This is a genomic window from Rufibacter soli (assembly GCF_054781795.1).
The window spans coordinates 118,350-136,258 of sequence record NZ_BAAGTS010000003.1 but is presented as its reverse complement, the minus strand read 5'-3'; the positions used below and the strand labels follow the sequence as shown (position 1 = coordinate 136,258).

16 protein-coding genes are annotated in these 17,909 nt (G+C 51.9%); 7 read left to right on the top strand and 9 right to left on the bottom strand.

The window, feature by feature from the left end; genetic code table 11:
• Window positions 1-11 precede the first annotated feature (11 nt).
• Entirely contained in the window at window positions 12-1,712 is a 1,701-nt protein-coding gene (locus ACYVJQ_RS14000; protein WP_460893726.1) for a SusD/RagB family nutrient-binding outer membrane lipoprotein, read from the top strand.
• A 14-nt stretch (window positions 1,713-1,726) separates the two neighbouring features.
• Window positions 1,727-2,650, top strand: coding sequence for a hypothetical protein (locus ACYVJQ_RS13995; RefSeq protein WP_460893725.1), 924 nt, complete (start codon window positions 1,727-1,729; stop codon window positions 2,648-2,650).
• Window positions 2,651-2,793: 143 nt separating this feature from the next.
• Here the strand turns inward: ACYVJQ_RS13995 and fumC are convergent, their stop codons facing one another.
• The 4 genes from fumC to ACYVJQ_RS13975 form a co-directional block, all read right to left on the bottom strand.
• The gene (fumC, locus tag ACYVJQ_RS13990) at window positions 2,794-4,191 is read right to left on the bottom strand and encodes a class II fumarate hydratase (RefSeq protein WP_460893724.1); all 1,398 of its coding nucleotides are present in this window, start codon (window positions 4,189-4,191) and stop codon (window positions 2,794-2,796) included.
• Between the two features lie 233 nt (window positions 4,192-4,424).
• Window positions 4,425-5,969, bottom strand: a complete 1,545-nt coding sequence (locus tag ACYVJQ_RS13985; RefSeq protein ID WP_460893723.1) for a glycoside hydrolase family 10 protein — start codon at window positions 5,967-5,969, stop codon at window positions 4,425-4,427.
• A gap of 125 nt (window positions 5,970-6,094) precedes the next feature.
• Window positions 6,095-6,817 carry a M15 family metallopeptidase gene (locus ACYVJQ_RS13980; RefSeq protein ID WP_460893722.1) on the bottom strand — a complete coding sequence of 241 codons (723 nt, stop codon included), beginning with the start codon at window positions 6,815-6,817 and terminating at the stop codon, window positions 6,095-6,097.
• On the bottom strand, window positions 6,814-6,978 hold the full coding sequence (locus tag ACYVJQ_RS13975; protein WP_460893721.1) for a hypothetical protein: 165 nt from the start codon (window positions 6,976-6,978) through the stop codon (window positions 6,814-6,816). Before ACYVJQ_RS13975 ends, ACYVJQ_RS13980 begins: the two co-directional genes overlap by 4 nt.
• Window positions 6,979-7,355: 377 nt before the next feature.
• On the opposite strand from ACYVJQ_RS13975, the gene ACYVJQ_RS13970 reads away from it, so the two are divergent.
• The 4 genes from ACYVJQ_RS13970 (at window position 7,356) to ACYVJQ_RS13955 (ending at window position 11,829) form a co-directional block, all read left to right on the top strand.
• Window positions 7,356-10,235, top strand: coding sequence for a M16 family metallopeptidase (locus ACYVJQ_RS13970; RefSeq protein ID WP_460893720.1), 2,880 nt, complete (start codon window positions 7,356-7,358; stop codon window positions 10,233-10,235).
• 234 nt (window positions 10,236-10,469) lie between these two features.
• Window positions 10,470-11,171, top strand: a complete 702-nt coding sequence (locus ACYVJQ_RS13965; RefSeq protein ID WP_460893719.1) for a hypothetical protein — start codon at window positions 10,470-10,472, stop codon at window positions 11,169-11,171.
• Window positions 11,172-11,261: 90 nt separating this feature from the next.
• Window positions 11,262-11,579: a thioredoxin family protein gene (locus ACYVJQ_RS13960; RefSeq protein ID WP_048922142.1), complete on the top strand. Its 318-nt coding sequence runs from the start codon at window positions 11,262-11,264 to the stop codon at window positions 11,577-11,579.
• A gap of 7 nt (window positions 11,580-11,586) precedes the next feature.
• Window positions 11,587-11,829 (top strand): DUF6952 family protein, encoded by a 243-nt coding sequence (locus ACYVJQ_RS13955; RefSeq protein ID WP_460893718.1) that lies wholly within the window; start codon window positions 11,587-11,589, stop codon window positions 11,827-11,829.
• Window positions 11,830-11,909: 80 nt separating this feature from the next.
• Here ACYVJQ_RS13955 and ACYVJQ_RS13950 read toward each other — a convergent pair whose 3' ends face one another.
• The 5 genes from ACYVJQ_RS13950 to ACYVJQ_RS13930 all read right to left on the bottom strand — a co-directional run bounded on the left by ACYVJQ_RS13950 (window position 11,910) and on the right by ACYVJQ_RS13930 (window position 17,032).
• Window positions 11,910-12,518, bottom strand: coding sequence for a TetR/AcrR family transcriptional regulator (locus ACYVJQ_RS13950; RefSeq protein ID WP_460893717.1), 609 nt, complete (start codon window positions 12,516-12,518; stop codon window positions 11,910-11,912).
• Window positions 12,519-12,824: 306 nt separating this feature from the next.
• Window positions 12,825-14,285, bottom strand: coding sequence for a hypothetical protein (locus ACYVJQ_RS13945; RefSeq protein ID WP_460893716.1), 1,461 nt, complete (start codon window positions 14,283-14,285; stop codon window positions 12,825-12,827).
• Between the two features lie 27 nt (window positions 14,286-14,312).
• Window positions 14,313-14,978 carry a carotenoid biosynthesis protein gene (locus ACYVJQ_RS13940; protein ID WP_460893715.1) on the bottom strand — a complete coding sequence of 222 codons (666 nt, stop codon included), beginning with the start codon at window positions 14,976-14,978 and terminating at the stop codon, window positions 14,313-14,315.
• Entirely contained in the window at window positions 14,975-16,462 is a 1,488-nt protein-coding gene (gene crtD, locus ACYVJQ_RS13935; protein ID WP_460893714.1) for a 1-hydroxycarotenoid 3,4-desaturase CrtD, read from the bottom strand. The genes ACYVJQ_RS13940 and crtD overlap by 4 nt, the downstream gene beginning before the upstream one ends.
• Window positions 16,463-16,588: 126 nt before the next feature.
• The gene (locus ACYVJQ_RS13930) at window positions 16,589-17,032 is read right to left on the bottom strand and encodes an SRPBCC family protein (RefSeq protein WP_460893713.1); all 444 of its coding nucleotides are present in this window, start codon (window positions 17,030-17,032) and stop codon (window positions 16,589-16,591) included.
• A gap of 97 nt (window positions 17,033-17,129) precedes the next feature.
• On the opposite strand from ACYVJQ_RS13930, the gene ACYVJQ_RS13925 reads away from it, so the two are divergent.
• The gene (locus ACYVJQ_RS13925; protein ID WP_460893712.1) at window positions 17,130-17,867 is read left to right on the top strand and encodes a hypothetical protein; all 738 of its coding nucleotides are present in this window, start codon (window positions 17,130-17,132) and stop codon (window positions 17,865-17,867) included.
• Window positions 17,868-17,909: the final 42 nt, after the last annotated feature.

The window sequence follows — 17,909 nt, the reverse complement described above, 5'->3', positions numbered from 1 at the left end:
TTAGCAAAAAAATGAGAAAGATATTTGTTTCAACTTTAATCGCGGCCAGTTTATTCACCACCAGCGGGTGTGAAAATTGGTTAGATGTAAATACGAACCCTAATGGTCCAGATCAGGTAGTAGAGCCGCATCTGTACCTAGCCCCTATCCTTTCAGAACTAGCATCAGCGGTTCAGTTTGACGGCCGTTACATTGGCAAATACATTGCAAACTGGCATGGCCAGGTGGCTGACGCCACCTGGGACCGCCATGGTTATGCAGCTGCTAGTGATGCGGCAGGCCAAATCTGGCGTTCTACCTATTACACTGCTGGTCTAAACCTGCGTGACTTGATCGCTAAGGCTGAGGAGCAGAAAAAGTGGGACTTTGCCGGAATTGGATACGCAATACAAGCATTTAGCTGGCAGATCACCACAGACTATCATGGAGAGATCATCATGAGCCAGGCTTTTGACCCTAGTTTGGCCGCCTTTGATTATGATGAGCAGCAGGTAGTGTATGAGGAAGTAAAAAGACTTTCCATGAAAGCATTGGAAAGCCTTGACAAAGCCAATGGCCCGGATCAGAACCCTAACTCCAGAATCTCTGAGTCTGACCTGATTTATGGTAGTGCTACCGGAACCACTGCAGATGCCGTTGTTTTACAGAGAGAGAGATGGAGAAAGTTTGTTTATGGCCTTTTGGCTTTAAATGAGCACCATTTAACTAACAAAGCATCTTACAATCCTGCCAAGGTGATTGAGTATGTTGATAAGTCCTTCACCAGCAATGCAGATGATGCAGGCGTGAGATTTACAGGATCAGTGACAGCAGATGCCAATGCTTGGGGCCCTATGCGTGGTAACTTGGTAAGCCCTAATGTGCGCCAGTCTAAGTTTATTGTGGAATTAATGGATGGTACCAACCCAGTATTGAGAGACCCTGCTTTAATAGGTCAGGACCCCTCTACTACTTTTGCCGGCCAGCACTTGAAAGACCCACGTTTAACTACCATGTTGGCTCCGGCAGGAGACGGGCAGTACAGAGGCGTATTGTATAATGGTGTAACAGAGTATTCAGTGACCGCGCAACGCCCTCTTAACCTGTACGGAACCACTTCTGATGCTGCCAATGCTACCGCTGCCGGTAAATACCTGTTCCAAAATTCGGTGAAATTCCCGTTGATGACTTATTCCCAGCTTCAGTTCACAAAAGCAGAAGCCGCTTTCAAAGCAAATCAGGGAACAGTTGCCCTAGATGCCTACAAGAAGGCAGTGAACGCCCATATGGACTTTGTAAAGTCTCTTACCCCAGCCACAGAACAAGCACAGTTTGACGCCCGCAGAACCAAGTACATGGCAAGTCCTGCTATTGTGCCGGCTACGGCTGCAAACCTTACACTGTCCCATATCATGTTGCAGAAATACATTGCACAATGGGCGTGGGCTTTTGTGGAGCAATGGACAGATCTTAGAAGATATCACTATGTAGGTGGGCCAGATGGCGGAAGCTATGATGTAATCAATACCCCAGATGCAGAGCGTGTGTTTAAAGGATACAAACTACCTACAGATGCTAATGTGGCTTTCTTTGCGTCTAACAATGGCAAACCTGCCTATCGTGTAAGACCAAGATACAATTCTGAGTATATCTGGAACGTAGAGGCACTTAGAAGAATAGGTGCTTTGAACGCAGATTACCATACGTATGAAATGTGGTTCAGTAAGAAGTAATAACCAGAGATATTATGAAAAGACTATATAGTAAAATAGCGGCTGTCTTGGCTATGGGTTTCCTGCTAGGAGCTTGCGAGGAGAATGCTATCCCAGACCGGTTCACCTATGCCACCAATGGATCTCAGATAAAAGTTTACAACCATGTGGAAGGCTCCCCTCTCACTAACTTTTATCTAGGTGACCAAAGGGTTACGGCTCTCTCCCCAACCACCAACAACGGTTTGAGAGGCCTGGCTTTTGGAGCTACCTACCCGTCTGTATATGGATATGCCCTAGTGCCATCAGGATCCTTTAACCTGGCAGTTAGAGATACATCTACTATGGAGCCGGCCTCCTTTGATGCCACATGCAAGGCCCTTTCCTGGAAACCAATTGCTAGCCCTTACAATCTCTTGGCACAGAAACAGGTAACCTTAGACAATAATACCAATTACTCTGTCTTTTTAGTGGGTACACCGGCTGTTATGGGCACCGCAGCGCCTGACTGTGGCAAGGTGATCACTCCGGCTAATTATGACATTGTGGTAACCCGTGACCAATTACCTGAGCTAGACTTCTCAAAAGTGTATTTCAGGTTTATGAACACCATAGCCAATGCGCCTTATAATTTTGATGTGGTGGCTACCCGCCAGGCCAGAGCGGCAACATCTACCTTGCCCGCGCAAGATGAGGTGAAAACGGTTATTGCCAGAAATATTGCCTTCAAAGAGATTGGCCCTTATGTAGAGGTGCCGTTGGGGAATTACAGAGTTGACTTCTACAAAGCAGGTACATATGGTACCGGAGCCGGTGAAGTTAAATATCTGTCTTATCCTTCCACTTCTACGTCAGCCATCACTACTTTGGCCTTGGGCAGGGTGTACACCTTCTTCTTGCGTGGAACATTCTCAACTCCAGGTAAATCAACCCACATTGACTACTGGAGAGAGAGATAAGATCTCCCCTCTTTTAAGAAAGGAGCTTCCCAAAGAAGCTCCTTTTCTTTTGCCCCATTAAAACAGAAAAGGCCCTTCTGCTTCTGCAAAAGGGCCTTTTCTGTTTAAAGCACGTTTTGGCCAAAACAGGCCTAAAACAGCAATTACTTCTTTAAGCTCCCAATCATGTCCTCAGGGCGTACCCACTCGGTGAACTGCTCATCGGTTAACAAGCCTAGGTCCAGGGCGGCCTGGCGAAGGGTGGTGCCTTCTTTATGGGCCTTCTTGGCGATCTTGGCGGCATTGTCATACCCTACGTGCGGGTTCAGGGCGGTTACCAGCATCAAAGAGTTATCCAGTTGGCGTTTGATCACCTCATAGTTTGGCTCAATACCCACGGCGCAGTGCTTGTCAAAGGAGTCACAGGCATCACCGATCAGGCGGGCGCTCATGAGCAGGTTAAAGATCATCACCGGCTTGAACACGTTCAGTTCAAAGTGGCCATTCATCCCTCCTACTGACACGGCTACGTCATTGCCCATTACCTGGGCGCAGACCATGGTCATAGCCTCAGCTTGGGTTGGGTTCACTTTGCCAGGCATGATAGAAGAACCAGGCTCGTTCTCAGGGATGATGATCTCCCCTATACCCGAACGTGGGCCAGAAGCCAGCAGACGGATGTCATTGGCAATTTTCATCAGACTCACGGCCAGTTGTTTCAGGGCACCGTGGGTTTCCACCATGGCGTCATGAGCGGCCAAAGACTCAAACTTATTCTCGGCGGTCTTCAAATCCAAGCCAGAGAATTCAGAGATCTTTTGGGCCACCTTCTCAGCATAGCCTTGTGGCGTGTTGAGGCCGGTTCCTACGGCAGAGCCGCCCAAGGCCAGCTCGCTTAGGTGATCTAAGGTGTTTCTAAGGGCACGCATGCCATGGTCCAGCTGAGACACGTAGCCAGAGAGTTCTTGGCCCAGGGTGAGCGGCGTGGCATCCATTAAGTGCGTACGGCCAATCTTCACCACGTGCATGAACTCCTGAGACTTGGCGTGAAGGGTATCACGCAACTTCTGTACCAGGGGCAGGGTATGCTGGGTCACGATCTTGTAGGCCGCAATGTGCATGGCCGTAGGGAACGTGTCATTAGAGGACTGTGATTTGTTCACGTCATCATTGGGGTGAATCTTCTTCTTCTCGTCCATGAGGTCACCGCCCAGCAACACGTGTGCGCGGTTGGCTACTACCTCATTCACGTTCATGTTGCTCTGGGTACCAGAACCGGTCTGCCATACTACCAGCGGGAATTGATCGGCTAGGTCACCGGCCAGAATCTCATCACACACGCGGCCAATGATCTCAGCCTTGTCCTGGGACAATACGCCTAATTCTGCGTTGGTGTAAGCGGCGGCTTTCTTTAAGATCGCGAAGGCCTCAATCACCTCAGTAGGCATTAACTGGCCCCCGATAGTGAAGTTCTCTTTGGACCGTTGGGTCTGGGCGCCCCAGTATTTATCGGCGGGTACCTCTACCGGCCCCATTGTGTCTTTCTCTATGCGTACGTTCATATCTTTTGAGAAAATAGTGAATAGGTTAGATGCCTTAAAACTACGCAATAATTCATAAAAAACGGGAGACAAACCTTGCCTCCCGTTTTATGCCTGTTTTCTGAAAAACGGCCTCAAAACGCCGTTGATCACGTTGGCCTATAATCCTATAATTATGAAAGACCAGCTGATCTAAGAAATAGAAATGACACATCTTCACATTTCTTCATCTCCAAATTTTCAAATCAAAAAGGCTACTTCTTCCGCTTGCCGGTGGCCGGGCGGGAGAGCTTGCTTTCATTATGAAGGCGGTCCACAGCAGTTACAGCATAGGTATACGGCTTTCCGGCCTGCGCCGAAGTATCTGTGTAGGTGGTGCCGCCGTTGTGGATAGCTAGCATATGGGCCGGGTTTTCCAAGTTAATGGTTTGGCCTTGTGGTACACGGTACACCACGTAATAACGGGCCAGATTGCCGTCTGCGGCCTTTGCAGGGGCATTCCATCGCAAAGCCACGGCGTCTGTGGTGTTGATAACTTTCAAATCAGTGGGGGTGTTGGGAGCGATGCTGTCTAGCCAGGGCATGGTGGGGAGCAGGGCCAGATTCTTGTAGTAGTACTGGCGCAGGCTGTCCTGAATTCCGTTGGGGTTGTCCATCACGGATCTGGAGCTGAAGTACACGCTGCCCTGCACGTTGGGGGTCTGGCGGTTGAGCCTGATCTGGCGACCGGTCTCCAGCGGGTCACTCCACTGCTTGTATACGCGGTCATTGTTGATCTTATAAGGCCCCTGCCCTACGTAAAAATGTTTCCCGAAGCTGTTCTTGGCCCACCAGTCCAGCAGCTTGCCGTAGTCGGCGTTGGGGTGGCCCAGGTGGAAGTAGATTTGCGGCACGTTGTAGTCAATCCAGCCTTTCTCCAGCCAGCCCCTGATGTCGGCGTAGAGGTGGTCATAGTTGGTGATACCGCCCTTGGAGTCTGAGCCGCGGGGTTCCAGCTCAGTTTTGTTGCGCCAGATGCCAAACGGGCTTATCCCGAATTTCACGTACGGCTTCTCCTTCTTGATGCTGTCTGAAAGCACCCTGATCACCTCATCTACGTTGTAGCGGCGCCAGTCATCCTTGTTGGTGAAGTTGGTGCCATAGGCGGCAAAATCCTCATCATCTGGGAAGGCGTCTTTGGTGGGGTACGGGTAGAAGTAATCGTCAAAGTGGATGGCGTCTACGTCATAGTTGCGCACCACGTCCATGATCACGCCAATGATGTACTGGCGAACTTCGGGGAGACCGGGCTTAAAGTAGTATTTGCCACCGTATTGAATAAACCATTCAGGTTTCTTGCGCGTGATGTGATCTTTGGAGATGTTAGCCCGCACGGTGTCATGGGTGGCGCGGTAGGGGTTAAACCAGGCATGGAACTCCATGCCGCGCTTGTGAGCCTCCTCAATCTGGAAAGCCAGCGGGTCATAGGGTGGGTTGGGTGACTCACCCTGCTTGCCGGTAAGCCAATGGGACCAAAGCTCTTTCTGGCTGCGGTAGAGGGCATCGGTGGTGGGGCGCACCTGCACAATTACCGCGTTGATGCCGGTTTTCTGGTGCTCGTCCAGGATATATCTAAACTCGTCCATCTGCACCACTGGCGAGAGGCCTTTCTGGCTGGGCCAGTCAATGTTGGCTACGGTGGCAATCCAGACGCCCCGGAACTCGCGCTTAGGCGATGGCTGGGCAAAGGCGTTAAGGTGGAGCAATAGCAAGAGAGACGCCAGAACGGCGACCCTGCGGAGAGGGTAAAAAAGGTGCATAGGGAGAAAGGATTGGTTGGTCTTAAGCGGCAAGATAAACCCCTTTTCCTTTTCCCTGCAACTATTGATGGGACCACTCTTGTTTTAAGCCCGTTTTGGCAAAAATAGGCCTAAAACAGAGGCGGTTATTTGCTTTTCAGGGCTTTCAATTTCTCAAAGGGGATATCCATGAGCGGGTAAGCACGCCAGTCGTTGAAGTCATAATGCCACCATTCCTTGGGGAAGACTTTAAAGCCGTGGCGCTCCATGGCACTTATCAGCAAAGCTCTGTTTTTCTTGGCCTCTTCCGGTACGTGCGGGTAATCAGCATGCGACTGCTCCACGGTGGCATCATACGGCGTAGGCATCTGCACTTCTTTCCCGTCTGCCAGCGTGATAAGGGTGAGGTCTATGGCACAGCCCCGGTTATGGCGGGAGCCGTCTTTAGGGTTGGCCACATAGTCTTTCTCCTTTACTTTTTTAAAGAAGATCTCTGTGACCCGGTACGGACGGTAGCCGTCATAAATCTTGAGGCCCAAGCCCAGTGGTTTCAGGTCGGCTTGGATCTGGCGCAAGGCGTCTGCCACGGGCTTGCGCGCATAGGCGGTGGCAACGGTGTACACCGGTTCTTTTACCAGGTTATCAGGGGTGGCGTATTTGATGTCCAGTACTAGGCCGGGTAAATAAGAGGCCAACTCTACCAGCTCATGGGCAGGGTTTTGCGCCACCAACTGCCGGTACAAGCTCACTTTGGTGACCACTGGCAAGCCATAGTGGTTCTTAGGGATTTCTGGGGCCTGACCAAAGGCTTGGGTAAAGCAGACCAAGGCTAAGGCCGATGCTAAGAAAAAGGAGTGCAGACGTCTCATTTGCGGGTATAGATTACATAGGCCAAGATACCAGAAAACAGGAACGTGACTAACCGCAGCCATTCAATGCGGCCGGTGAGGTAGAAGGTAAGGGCCAGGGAGGCAAAGGCCAGCAAAGCGGCTATGCTGAATAAAATGACAATGAGTTTACGGTTTTTCATGCCAGAACAGGTAACGGAATTCCCTTCAGGTAAGTGGGTTAACGGATTTAAAATAAGTAAGGCAAAAAAATGATATTCCCTGGGCCAAGCGTCAGGCAGCTGTTTTAGGCCTGTTTTCCTAAAAACGGGCTTAAAACAGAAATATAACCAAAGCCCCTTTCCTACCCTCAAGGCCTATTGGCTAATATAATCCAAAATCTGACAGAGCCCAAAACCTAAACCTACTGCCAGGCTGGTAAATGGTTGACTGGTAGGCTTTTATTTTTCAGTCTTTTTTATCAATATTAAGTGTAAGAAATTCTCTTTTACCTAGACAAATTAGAAAATATACCTTATCTCTGCCCCTAGTCCGGAACGTCTACTTTAAAATTCCTTTTATGCATCATCCCCTTAAAACCGTTTGCCTTACCGCATTGCTGGGCGGTTTGGCCCTTAGTACGCTGCAACCCATACGCGCGCAGGCCACTAAGCCCGTGGCTAAAACCGCCGCCCCCGCCGCCAAACAAGGCACCAGCACCGGCGGGCAGTTTAACCTGCCGTTTGAGAAGTATAAGCTGGCCAACGGCCTGGAGGTGGTGCTGCATCAGGATAAATCTGACCCCAAGGTGGCAGTAGCCATTATGTACCACGTGGGCTCTAACCGTGAGAAACCAGGCCGCACCGGCTTCGCGCACTTTTTTGAGCATATGCTCTTCCAGAACTCAGAGAACGTAGGCAAGGGCAACTTCATCAAGAACGTGAACCAGATAGGCGGCTCCTTTAACGGGGGTACGTTCACAGACGGTACCGTGTATTATGAGACTGTTCCCAAAGACGCCCTGGAGCGCATACTCTGGATGGAGTCTGACCGCATGGGCTTTTTCATCAATACCGTGAGCGAGTGGGGCCTGGAGAACGAGAAACAGGTGGTGAAGAATGAAAAGCGCCAGCGTGTGGATAACCAACCCTACGGACACACCAACTATGTGATCTTGAAGAACCTGTATCCGGCCAGCCATCCTTACAACTGGGAAGTAATTGGTTCCCTGGAAGATTTGCAGAACGCCACCCTAGCCGATGTGAAAGAATTCTACAACCAGTGGTACGGGGCCAGCAACGCCACCCTGGTGTTCACCGGCGACTTTGAGACGGCCAACGCCAAAGCCATGATTGAGAAGTACTTCGGGGAACTCAAGACCAAGCCCGAGGTGAAGAAACTGGCGCCCATGCCCGCCAAACTCACGGCTACCAAGTCACTTTTCCACGTGGATAACTTCGCCAATCTGCCGGAGCTGACCATGGTGTACCCCACCGTGGAGCAGTACCACAAAGACTCCTACGCCTTAAGTATGCTGGGTAGCCTGCTGGCTGAAGGCAAGAATTCTCCTTTTGAACGGGTGATTGTGGAGGAGCGCAAGCTGGCACCGGGCGCTTCGGCCGGGCAAAGCTCTCAGGAGATTGCGGGTACGTTCAGGATACGCGTGCGCACCTTTGACCAGAAAGACCTGGACGACGTGCAGGCCGCTATCTTCGCCGCCTTTGACCGGTTTGAGAAAGAAGGCGTAAACGCGAAAGAGCTGGAAAGACTTAAAATAAAACAGGAAACCGCCCTTTACAACGGCATCTCCAGCCTGCAGAACAAAGCCTTCCAGCTGGCCCAGTACAATGAGTTTGCCGGTGACCCGGGCTACGCCAAAAAAGACATTGCCATGACTCAGGCCGTCACTGCCCAGGACATCATGAACGTGTACCTGAAATACATTAAAGGCAAGCCCTACGTGGCCACCAGCTTCGTGCCCAAAGGCCAGGAAGAACTGGCTTTGAAAGGGGCTGTGAAAGCCGAGGTGGTGGAAGAGAAAGTGGTGGCCGGGGCCGAAGGCACCAACACCGGCAAAGAGCCCACCTCGTTTGCCAAGACCCCTTCCAAAATTGACCGCAGCAAACGGCCGGCGCTAAGCAATAACTTCAAATTCACACCACCCGCCATCTGGACCAGCCAACTCAAGAACAGCATGAAAGTGTATGGCATTGAGCAGCACGAACTGCCATTGGTTCAGTTTAGCGTGCAGATTAAGGGCGGGATGCAGCTGGATGACCCTAAAAAGATAGGAACCGCCGCTCTGTTAGACGCCATGTTGCTGGAAGGCACTAAAAACAAGACCCCGCAGCAGCTGGAAGAAGCCGTAGGCCAATTGGGGGCCTTCATCAACGTGAACTCCTCCTCTGAAGACATCACGCTGTCTGGTAACACGCTTTCCCGCAATTTTGCGCAGGTCATGAAACTGGTAGAGGAAATTCTGCTGGAACCGCGCTGGGATGAGGCTGAGTTCGGCAAAGCCAAACAGGCCGCCCTTAACCGAATCAAGCAGAATCAGGCCAACCCGGCTATCATGGCTTCCTTGGCCTTTAACAAAGTAGTGTACGGCCAGGACAGCCGTTTTGCCTACCCTACCAGCGGTACCCTGGAAACCGTGCAGGCCATTACGCTGCAAGATGTGAAAGACTACTACCAAAAGAACTTCTCACCAAGTGTGGCCAGCTTCCAGGTGGCGGGGGATATTAAACAACCAACTGTGGCCAGCGCCCTGGCAGGGCTGGAGCAGAAATGGGCCGCCAAGAAAGTGACCTTGCCTTCGGTGGTGACCGCTACTGCCAAGCCTACTGCCCGCCTGTATTTCATTGACCAGCCAGATGCCAAGCAGTCGGTGATTTACGCGGGATACCTGGCAGTACCGGCCGGTTCCAAAGATTACATGGCGCTGCAGGCCATTAACCATAAGCTGGGCGCGGGCTCAGCCTCTACCCTGTTCAGTGTGCTCAGGCTGCAGAAAGGATACACGTACGGGGCTGGCTCGGGTTTCTCCCGCAGGCCTACCGCCCCAGGTCCTTTCGTTACGTCTTCCAGCGTGCGTACCAACGTTACCAAAGAGTCTCTGCAGACCATTGACGAGATCTTGAAAGGGTACGGCACCAGCTACTCAGAGAAAGACCTGGCTACTACCAAAGGCGCCATGTTCAAAGAAACGGCCCTGAGTTTTGAGACTCTGGGTAGCTTGGTAAACCTGCTGGAAACCATCAGCACCTACAACCTGCCTTCAGATTATCTCAAGCAGAACCTGACCGCCCTGCAAAGCCTCAGCTATGACCAGGCCAAAAGCCTCATCAATACTTACATTGACCCCAATAAAATGGTGTACGTGGTGGTAGGTGACGCCAAAACTCAGTTAAGCGGCCTCAAAGACCTGGGCTTAGGTGAACCAGTGGTGCTGCAACCTTAATAGAAACAATAATCCTTTAACCTAAAGGAGAGCCCGCCGCATCCACGGCGGGCTCTTTGTTCTTCTGGCTGTTTTGAGCCTGTTTTTGCGAAAATAGGCTCAAAACAGAAACCACTATCCCTTTTGCTACCACCCCCTTTGAATGAAACCGCCCGTTTTTGCGTTGTGAATAACCAAGGCAAGTCCCATCTTTGTTACACCTTTTGCAAGGGGTGCCTTTGAGAAAATCTTCTTATGACAAAATATACGCTATGCCTGCTCTGCCTTACCCTTGGTTTTTTTACCTGGGGCTGTGAGCCAGAGAAATTGGAGCGGGGCAAGGAAATGGCCGTAGAGGCAGAACGGCACAAAGTAAAGCGCATCATGCCTGAAGACATGGAGAAGCAGGCCCAGGCCGCCGGTGACACCATAACCAAACTGGTGGAAGGGGCCTTCCTGCAGCTAGCCGAGAGCCAACCCAAAGAGCAGGCCCTGTTTGTGGCCCAACCAGACAAACTGCCCACGGTAAACGCTATTCTCAAACGCTACAACGCCACCTTGGAACGGGTCACGTTTAGTTCTTCGGCAGAGGCCAGCAAGTTCTTCCCTGCCAAGACTTCCTCACTTAGAAAGGAAGCCCCGGCTGCCAGGGTAAAGCTTACCCCGGAGGCTACCTTCCAATACCAGCGGCCTATTGTGATCAGAAGGCGTAATTGCGCCAGCTGTGATGAGCCCAGCCTGCTTGATTTCACGGCCCAGGAGTTAGATAAGCTGCGGGTGTTTTCGGCGCAGGGGCAGCCAGACGGGTATGAGGAAGAGCAGTTGCGGGGGGCGTGGTTGGTTTCCTTCCCCAAGGACAAGATCATTGAGCAGATTACGCTCAAGACCAAGCCGTCCAGACGCGGGAAGCTCTTTGCCAGCGCGGCAGACTCCACGGCCAAACCCACCAAAGATTAGCCCGCCAGTTTAGGCTTGTTTTCTGAAAAGTGCCGCATAAACGCTAATTTTGCGTATTGATTTTTATTTTAATGTACTTACATAAATTTTATGGCTATCATTCAAGCAACCGATACAGATTTCCAGGACGTGCTCCAGAACAATGAGCGCGTAGTAGTGAAGTATTTTGCCGATTGGTGTGGCAACTGCCGCCTGTTTTCCCCTAAGTTCAAGCGTATGGCCGCCAATGAGGAGTTTGCCAACGTGGCCTTTGTAGACGTGAACGCTGAAAACAGCCCCGAGGCCCGCAAGCTGGCGGGTGTCACCAACCTGCCTTTCTTTGCCGTGTTCAAAAACGGTGAACTGGTAGAAGGCGCCGCCACCAGCAAAGAAGAGTACGTGGTAAGCATGGTGCAAAAACTAGCCTAAGACAGACATGAAAATACCTGCCATTAAAAAACTGGTGGAAACGCAGACCATTGAAAGCCTGCGCGAAGCCGAAGAGCAACTGCTCAACGAGGAAACCCCGTCCTTTGAGATTGAAGGCGAAGACGAGGGTGAGAAACTGACCCACGTGTTTGGCGCCATCTGGATCTTGAACCACATGGGAGACAACGGCGCGGACTTCAAGACCGCCCTGCGCGAATTCACCCAAAAAGTGCGGGTTTCCATTAACTAACCCATTCCTTCACCCCTAAAAAAGCGGGGCTGCCAGTTTTATCTGGCAGCCCCGCTTTGTTTATTCGGCCCAGCCGAGTTCTATTTCAGTTTAGAGAAGAAATCCTCCACTTTTCTCATGCCGTCTTCTGAACAGAGGCCCCTAATGTAGTACAGGAAAATACTCCTGAAAACCTCAGAAATATTGAATTTGTCTGGCGGGAAAATACCAGGGTTCACCAGCATAGACAGCTGCTCCAACATGATCTTGGTTACCAGCTGAATGTTAAGGTCACTTCTTAATTCCTTGGTTAAGACGCCCTCATTCAGGATATCATAGACCACATAGGCCGTGTATTCATTGGAGTGGTTCCAGTAGAGCGCCCACGCGTTAGGGTAGAATTCCTGCAACTCTTTTAAGAGCGAAGGCTTTGATTCCTGAAGCGACTCCAGGCCCAGCTGCACCATCAGCAGCAGCCGGCGTACCGAGCTAGGTTCAATGGCAAACAGACGGTCATGTTCTTGCTTGCGGCTCTCCAGGTCAAAGGACACCACCTGGGTCACCATATCTTCCATGCTTTGGAAGAATTCATTAAACGTAGCCGAGGAAATGTCAATGCGGGAAAGGATTTCCTGCTCATTTAAATGACTTAGGCCTTCTTGCCTGATGAGGACGAACAGCTCCTGTAAAACGGTTTGCTTAAAAGTCATTTAGGTAGATAATAGATTTCTGAGGTACAGTTTAAGCCAAAGGGCAACAAAGCTACTTGATTCTGGTAAGGGATTGCTTTCCTTCCTTATAAATTTCAGGTTTCCTTCACAGATAGGCAAGCCTTTGTGCCTCTGCCTGGCAGAAAAGCAACCCAGTACGAAAGGTAAGAGTTCCGGGGAGGCCCTTTCAAATTTACCATTTCTAAACATAAATTTATTTGCCTCTTGTAGAGGAGAGGTATCTTTTAGTTCGACCAGGCCTTACACCGGTTAGGCTTAGAAGATCGGGTATTAAGACGGGAACGATTAGAACGAGATAGGGATTCCCTGATAGGTAGACACTTTCTTCTGGTACAACCGCATGTATACTTGCCCATCACGTACTTCCTTGACCACCACCCATCGCTCCTGCAGGTCTTCCAGTTCATCATCAGTAAAACCATTGAAGACATTGGAGTACAGAATATAAGACTGTGTGGTCAGGTTTTTGGCCGGAAAGGTGCGGTGGTCCTGGTTCAGGTCGGTGTCTGCGGGAGCGGCCAGGTTGGGGAAGTCACTGCCTACCTCCTGCCACGGAATTTTGTGTTGGTCCAGATAGGTGAGCATCTGCTGTCTGAGCTCAAAGTACGGCAGGTGTGCCAGCGTGGCATCCCAGCCTTTGGCCACCCGCTGTGGGTACAACCAGAAATGGCCACTTACCAGGCTAGCCACTAGTAACGCATAAATACCTGCTCTTATATCTTTCCTTTTCACGGTCACCTGCAGCAGGTGCGCGGTCAATAATCCTAACAGCACAAACTCTACTAACCAGTACCGGTGCCCAATGGGATTGGTAAACCAGACCAGCACTGCGCTGAGCGTGACCAGCGGCACCGCCAAGAGCAGCAGCAATTCTTTGGTAGCCTTGGTCAGGTTCCGGGCAGAGAGGACCAACAACGCGCCGCAGGAGAGCCACAGCGCCACCCGACCAAAGTCTAACAGGCGCCAAGCAATAAGGCCCAGGTTCCGCAGGAATTCAGGAGTAGTAACAAAGGTGCTGTAGGCGCCCCAATCTGAGGACCGGGAAAACCCGATCCACCCGAAGTGCCGGTAATGCAACCACAACCACCCTAGCAGCAACAGCCCCGCCGGAAGGTAAGGGAGCACGACCTTCCCTAAGGTTGGGATAGAAAACTGGCGGTAGGTTTGCACATGCCAGAATAGGTGTGTGAGGAAAACCGCTACCATAAGTATCTGGCTTCTAGGAGTATGTACGGCCATGAATACCAGCGCTACCGCTAAAAGCCAAGGCCGATGGTGCAGGACTGCGTTCAGGCAGGTCAGGTACAGAAACAGCAGGAGAAGATCCGGGGCCACCTGCGCGCTCTGGGCCAGTAGTGTAGGGTCCAGAAAGACCAGAAGCATGCCCAGAAAAACCCAGGAGCCCGCCAGATACCGCTTCGCCAACAGATATACCTGCCAGACAATACCCAGCAGAAAAGGAAGCATGAGAAAATGACTAACCGGTACGGTCTTGCCAAACAGGTGCCAGCCCGCCGCCAGGTACATGCCAAACAAAGGTGGGTAACCCGCTATCTCCTGGGGTACAAACAAGGTGGAGAAACGGGTTTGGTAATACCATTGCCCGTACTTTGAGGCCAGAAGGATGCTGTCCCAGAAGAAGCCGTTGTGCTGCACATACCAGGTAAGCCCCAGTAGCAGCAACATAAACGGGGCCACCACCGGCAGCGCGGTACGCAAAGAAGACGCAGCAGGCGGCGTGGGCACAGGTTAGCGGTTGGGTTGATGTTTGTCTTACACCGTGAAAGACAGGCCTGCAAAGAACAGCAATTGCACCAGAAAAACCCACGGCGCCATGGGGTTATCTTTCGGAAACCCAGCCCGATGGAAGTACACCTGCAGCAGCAGCGCCACCAGGAACCAGCCAATAAAGTTAGAGAAAGGAATAGCCTCGGCGTGCCATGACCAGAAATCAAACCGCACGGCCACGGGCTCAATAAAGTAATCCAGGAAGACCATAAGCGCCGCGCCCAGCACAGATTTCACCAGCCAGTGCGACGCCACTTTCTGTACCACGTGCCCCGAGGCATACACCAGCATCAGCCAATTCACGCCAATAAGCACCGGCACTGCCCACAGCTTCAGGCCCAGCGTGGGGCCATAGACGTATTCGCCAAACATGAGGCCTGTGTGCACCCCTACCCACTCAAAGGCCATGCCCACCAACCAAGCGGTAAACGCAAACAGCCAGAAAGAACGGGTCCAACCCCGGTGGAACAGGAAAAGCAGCGTATTGGTCAGCAACAGATTGAACGGCACCAAGGCCTTGAACCAGTCTTCATAGGCACTGAAACCCATGCCCCAGAAACCCACGCAGTAAAACAGAAACAGCACACCCACCGCCCAAGGCAGGTAGCGGTCCCTGAAAGAAGAAGCCGGGGCAGAAAGCGTGGAAATCATGCGGGTACGTTAGGGGAAACAACAGGAACCAGATCGGTGGCAATCTTAGCCGAAAGCAGGCAAAGCGGGATACCGCCGCCGGGGTGCACGCTGCCGCCTACAAAATACAGGCCTTTGAGCTTGCCGGTAAAATTGGGATGGCGCAGGAAAGCCGCCATTTTGTTATTAGAGGAACTGCCGTACAAGGCCCCGGCAAAGGAAGAGGTGTCTGCTTCAATGCCCTTCGGGTCCCAGACTTTTTCTGTGGTGATAAGCGAGGCCAGATCTACACCCAAGCTCTGGCTTACCTTCTGAATGACTCGCTGCCGGGTTTCCTGGATGAGCGTCTCCCAGTCCTGGCCGGCGTTGTGGGGCACGTTCACCATTACAAACCAGTTCTCATGCCCGGCTGGCGCATCTGAAGGCGTGAGTTTGGAGGTGATGTTCACATAAACCGTAGGGTCATGGGTGACAGTCCCCCTCTGGAAAATATGCTCAAACTCCTGCTGATAGTCCTGGCTGAAGAAGATGTTGTGCAGGTCGAGCTCTGGAAACGTGCGGGAAATGCCCCAGTAATAGATCAAGGCCGAACTGCTGCGGGGTTGCTTGAGCGTTTTCTCAGGGGCCGGTTGCTTAGGTAGGAGTTTGCGGTAGGTAGGCACCACATCCATGTTGCTCACCACCAGGTCTGCGGTATAGCTGCCTTGAGAGGTGCGAACACCCGTAGCGCGGTTGCCCTGGGTGATGATTTCCTGGACCGGCTCGTTGTATTTGAATTCCACGCCCAGTTCCGTGGCCAGTTTAACCAGGCTTTGGGCAATGGCGTAAATGCCGCCTTCGGGGTAGAACGCGCCAATGTTAAACTCCAGATGCGGAATAAGATTGAGGGTGCCGGGGGCCTGGTAAGGGTCTGAGCCGTTGTAGGTGGCGTAGCGGTCCAGGAGCTGCACCAGGCGCGGGTCTTTGAAGGCGCGGGCGTTGGCGGCGTGCATGGTGGTGGTTAAACCCAGTTCAGGCAGGGCCGGAAGCGTCTTGAGCACATCAGAACTCAGAAAGGTGCTTAGCTTGTGCAAAGACTTGTGCAGGAATGTGTCTGCGGTAGCATGGTAGAGCCGGGCCACTTTCTGCAGGTGTTTGAGCAGTTGTTCTTGGGGCACGCCCAGTTTGACCTCTACCTCCTGGGCAAAGGCGTCTGCGTTGGCGTGGGCCGTTAACCTGGTGCCGTCTGGCCAGAAATACTGCGTAACAATAGGCAGGCGCTGGTACCGGAAATAGTCCTCGGGATTACGACCGGCCAGGGTGAACAGGTCATCTACCAACTGGGGCAGGGTGAACAACGACGGACCGGCATCAAAGCGGTAACCGCCCGGCAGGGTGAACTGCGTCATCTTGCCTCCGAAGGTGGCGTTGGCTTCCAGCACGGTCACGGCGTAGCCTTTCACCGCTAGCCTAATGGCCGCCGCTATACCGCCAATTCCTGAACCAATCACTACTGCTGTTGCCATGCTGCCAATCTACGCTTTTCCTGCTTTTTTTCTGGACATAACCGCCCATTACCGCAATTGTTTGCTTTGCTGTAATTGGGTAAAACCTGTTTTGAGCCTGTTTTTGTAAAAATGGCCTCAAAACGCTTACGCTACTTTCCCGAAGAACCGGCGGTACACCGGGCCCCGCTGGGCAAACTGCGCATAGAAAACGGGGTAAAGCAACTTGTCTAGAATGGTAGAGCCGGTGCGGTATTCTATCAGTTCATGAATGACGCTGTGGCTGCCCTGGCGGGTGATAAGGTGCTTATGGCGCCAGAATTTAAGAGGGGGCGGCAACACCTGGCCTTCGTCTACAAACCAGACTTCGTTTTCATGTTCTTCCCGCTCTGTGATAAGGGAGGTCCAGCGGCGGGCTATAGGACCGGCCTGCAATTCTATTTCCACGTGGTCTCCGGGGAAACTTCCATCAAATCTTAAAATTTTTAATTTGGGGAATGGGGGTGACAGGGCCCTGAACAGGTCTACTGTAAAACCCGCCAGCACGGCCTGCATATCCTGGGCCACTGCAAAATGGAGATGGAGTTTCATAGGGCAATTATTGTTTCTGGAAGATAACCCGTTCCCCAAGGTAAAGTTCTCGGCCAGAGGCCAAGGCGGAAGAATAAAGTCTGTAACGTCAAGACAAATGAATAAGAAGATGAAGTATCTGTGGGTGGTGCCTGCCCTCCTGTTAGCGCTGACCAGCTGTGACCAATCCCGGCATATCTATACGAGCCCTAGTTTCTCAACGGCGGCCCGGCAACACAAAACTATTGCCATTCTGCCTTTTGACGTGCAGGTGGGGCTCCGACCTAACCAAATGAAGCGCCTTACACCTGAGCAGCACTATGACCTGGAACTGCAGCATGGGCGGGCGGTACAGAGCGCCTTCCAGATCCATTTCCTGAACAAGATCAACAAAGAGACCGAGAAGGTGGCGGTACAGGACGTGATATTGACCAATTCCATTTTAAAGGAACATGATATTCAGCCGGAAGAGATCCAGACGATCCCGCCGGCTGAGCTAGCCCAAATGCTGGGCGTAGATGCGGTGCTGGTGGGAACTTTGGTGACCGAAAAGCCGCTTTCCAATGCCGCCGCAACGGCCCTGGTCATTTACACCATTCTCTTTGCCCCTGACCTGGCAGGCAGCCAACCTACCAACGTAGGAAGCACCACCGTTAAGATCTATGACGGGCCCACCGGAAGCCTTCTCTGGAGCTATGAGAAGTTTCTGACCCGGGGCTTGGGCAGTGATACCCATTCTATTGTCAAGGCTATTACCCGCAAGGCCTCCAAAACGCTTCCGTACGCCAAAATAAAGGTGATTGCCCCAGACTCTGCTGCCCAGGTAAATAAAGTAGCGGCCGTGGAGAAGGAGTAACCAGTAGTCTATTCTTTTGCTTGTCCTTTCCCATACTGGGGC

What these genes read in the sequence shown, in the direction of transcription:
- ACYVJQ_RS14000 (WP_460893726.1), top strand. Translation starts at nt 12, where the DNA reads ATGAGAAAGATATTTGTTTCAACTTTAATCGCGGCCAGTTTATTCACC.
- ACYVJQ_RS13995 (WP_460893725.1), top strand. Translation starts at nt 1,727, where the DNA reads ATGAAAAGACTATATAGTAAAATAGCGGCTGTCTTGGCTATGGGTTTC.
- fumC (WP_460893724.1), bottom strand. Translation starts at nt 4,191, where the DNA reads ATGAACGTACGCATAGAGAAAGACACAATGGGGCCGGTAGAGGTACCC.
- ACYVJQ_RS13985 (WP_460893723.1), bottom strand. Translation starts at nt 5,969, where the DNA reads ATGCACCTTTTTTACCCTCTCCGCAGGGTCGCCGTTCTGGCGTCTCTC.
- ACYVJQ_RS13980 (WP_460893722.1), bottom strand. Translation starts at nt 6,817, where the DNA reads ATGAGACGTCTGCACTCCTTTTTCTTAGCATCGGCCTTAGCCTTGGTC.
- ACYVJQ_RS13975 (WP_460893721.1), bottom strand. Translation starts at nt 6,978, where the DNA reads ATGAAAAACCGTAAACTCATTGTCATTTTATTCAGCATAGCCGCTTTG.
- ACYVJQ_RS13970 (WP_460893720.1), top strand. Translation starts at nt 7,356, where the DNA reads ATGCATCATCCCCTTAAAACCGTTTGCCTTACCGCATTGCTGGGCGGT.
- ACYVJQ_RS13965 (WP_460893719.1), top strand. Translation starts at nt 10,470, where the DNA reads ATGACAAAATATACGCTATGCCTGCTCTGCCTTACCCTTGGTTTTTTT.
- ACYVJQ_RS13960 (WP_048922142.1), top strand. Translation starts at nt 11,262, where the DNA reads ATGGCTATCATTCAAGCAACCGATACAGATTTCCAGGACGTGCTCCAG.
- ACYVJQ_RS13955 (WP_460893718.1), top strand. Translation starts at nt 11,587, where the DNA reads ATGAAAATACCTGCCATTAAAAAACTGGTGGAAACGCAGACCATTGAA.
- ACYVJQ_RS13950 (WP_460893717.1), bottom strand. Translation starts at nt 12,518, where the DNA reads ATGACTTTTAAGCAAACCGTTTTACAGGAGCTGTTCGTCCTCATCAGG.
- ACYVJQ_RS13940 (WP_460893715.1), bottom strand. Translation starts at nt 14,978, where the DNA reads ATGATTTCCACGCTTTCTGCCCCGGCTTCTTCTTTCAGGGACCGCTAC.
- crtD (WP_460893714.1), bottom strand. Translation starts at nt 16,462, where the DNA reads ATGGCAACAGCAGTAGTGATTGGTTCAGGAATTGGCGGTATAGCGGCG.
- ACYVJQ_RS13930 (WP_460893713.1), bottom strand. Translation starts at nt 17,032, where the DNA reads ATGAAACTCCATCTCCATTTTGCAGTGGCCCAGGATATGCAGGCCGTG.
- ACYVJQ_RS13925 (WP_460893712.1), top strand. Translation starts at nt 17,130, where the DNA reads ATGAATAAGAAGATGAAGTATCTGTGGGTGGTGCCTGCCCTCCTGTTA.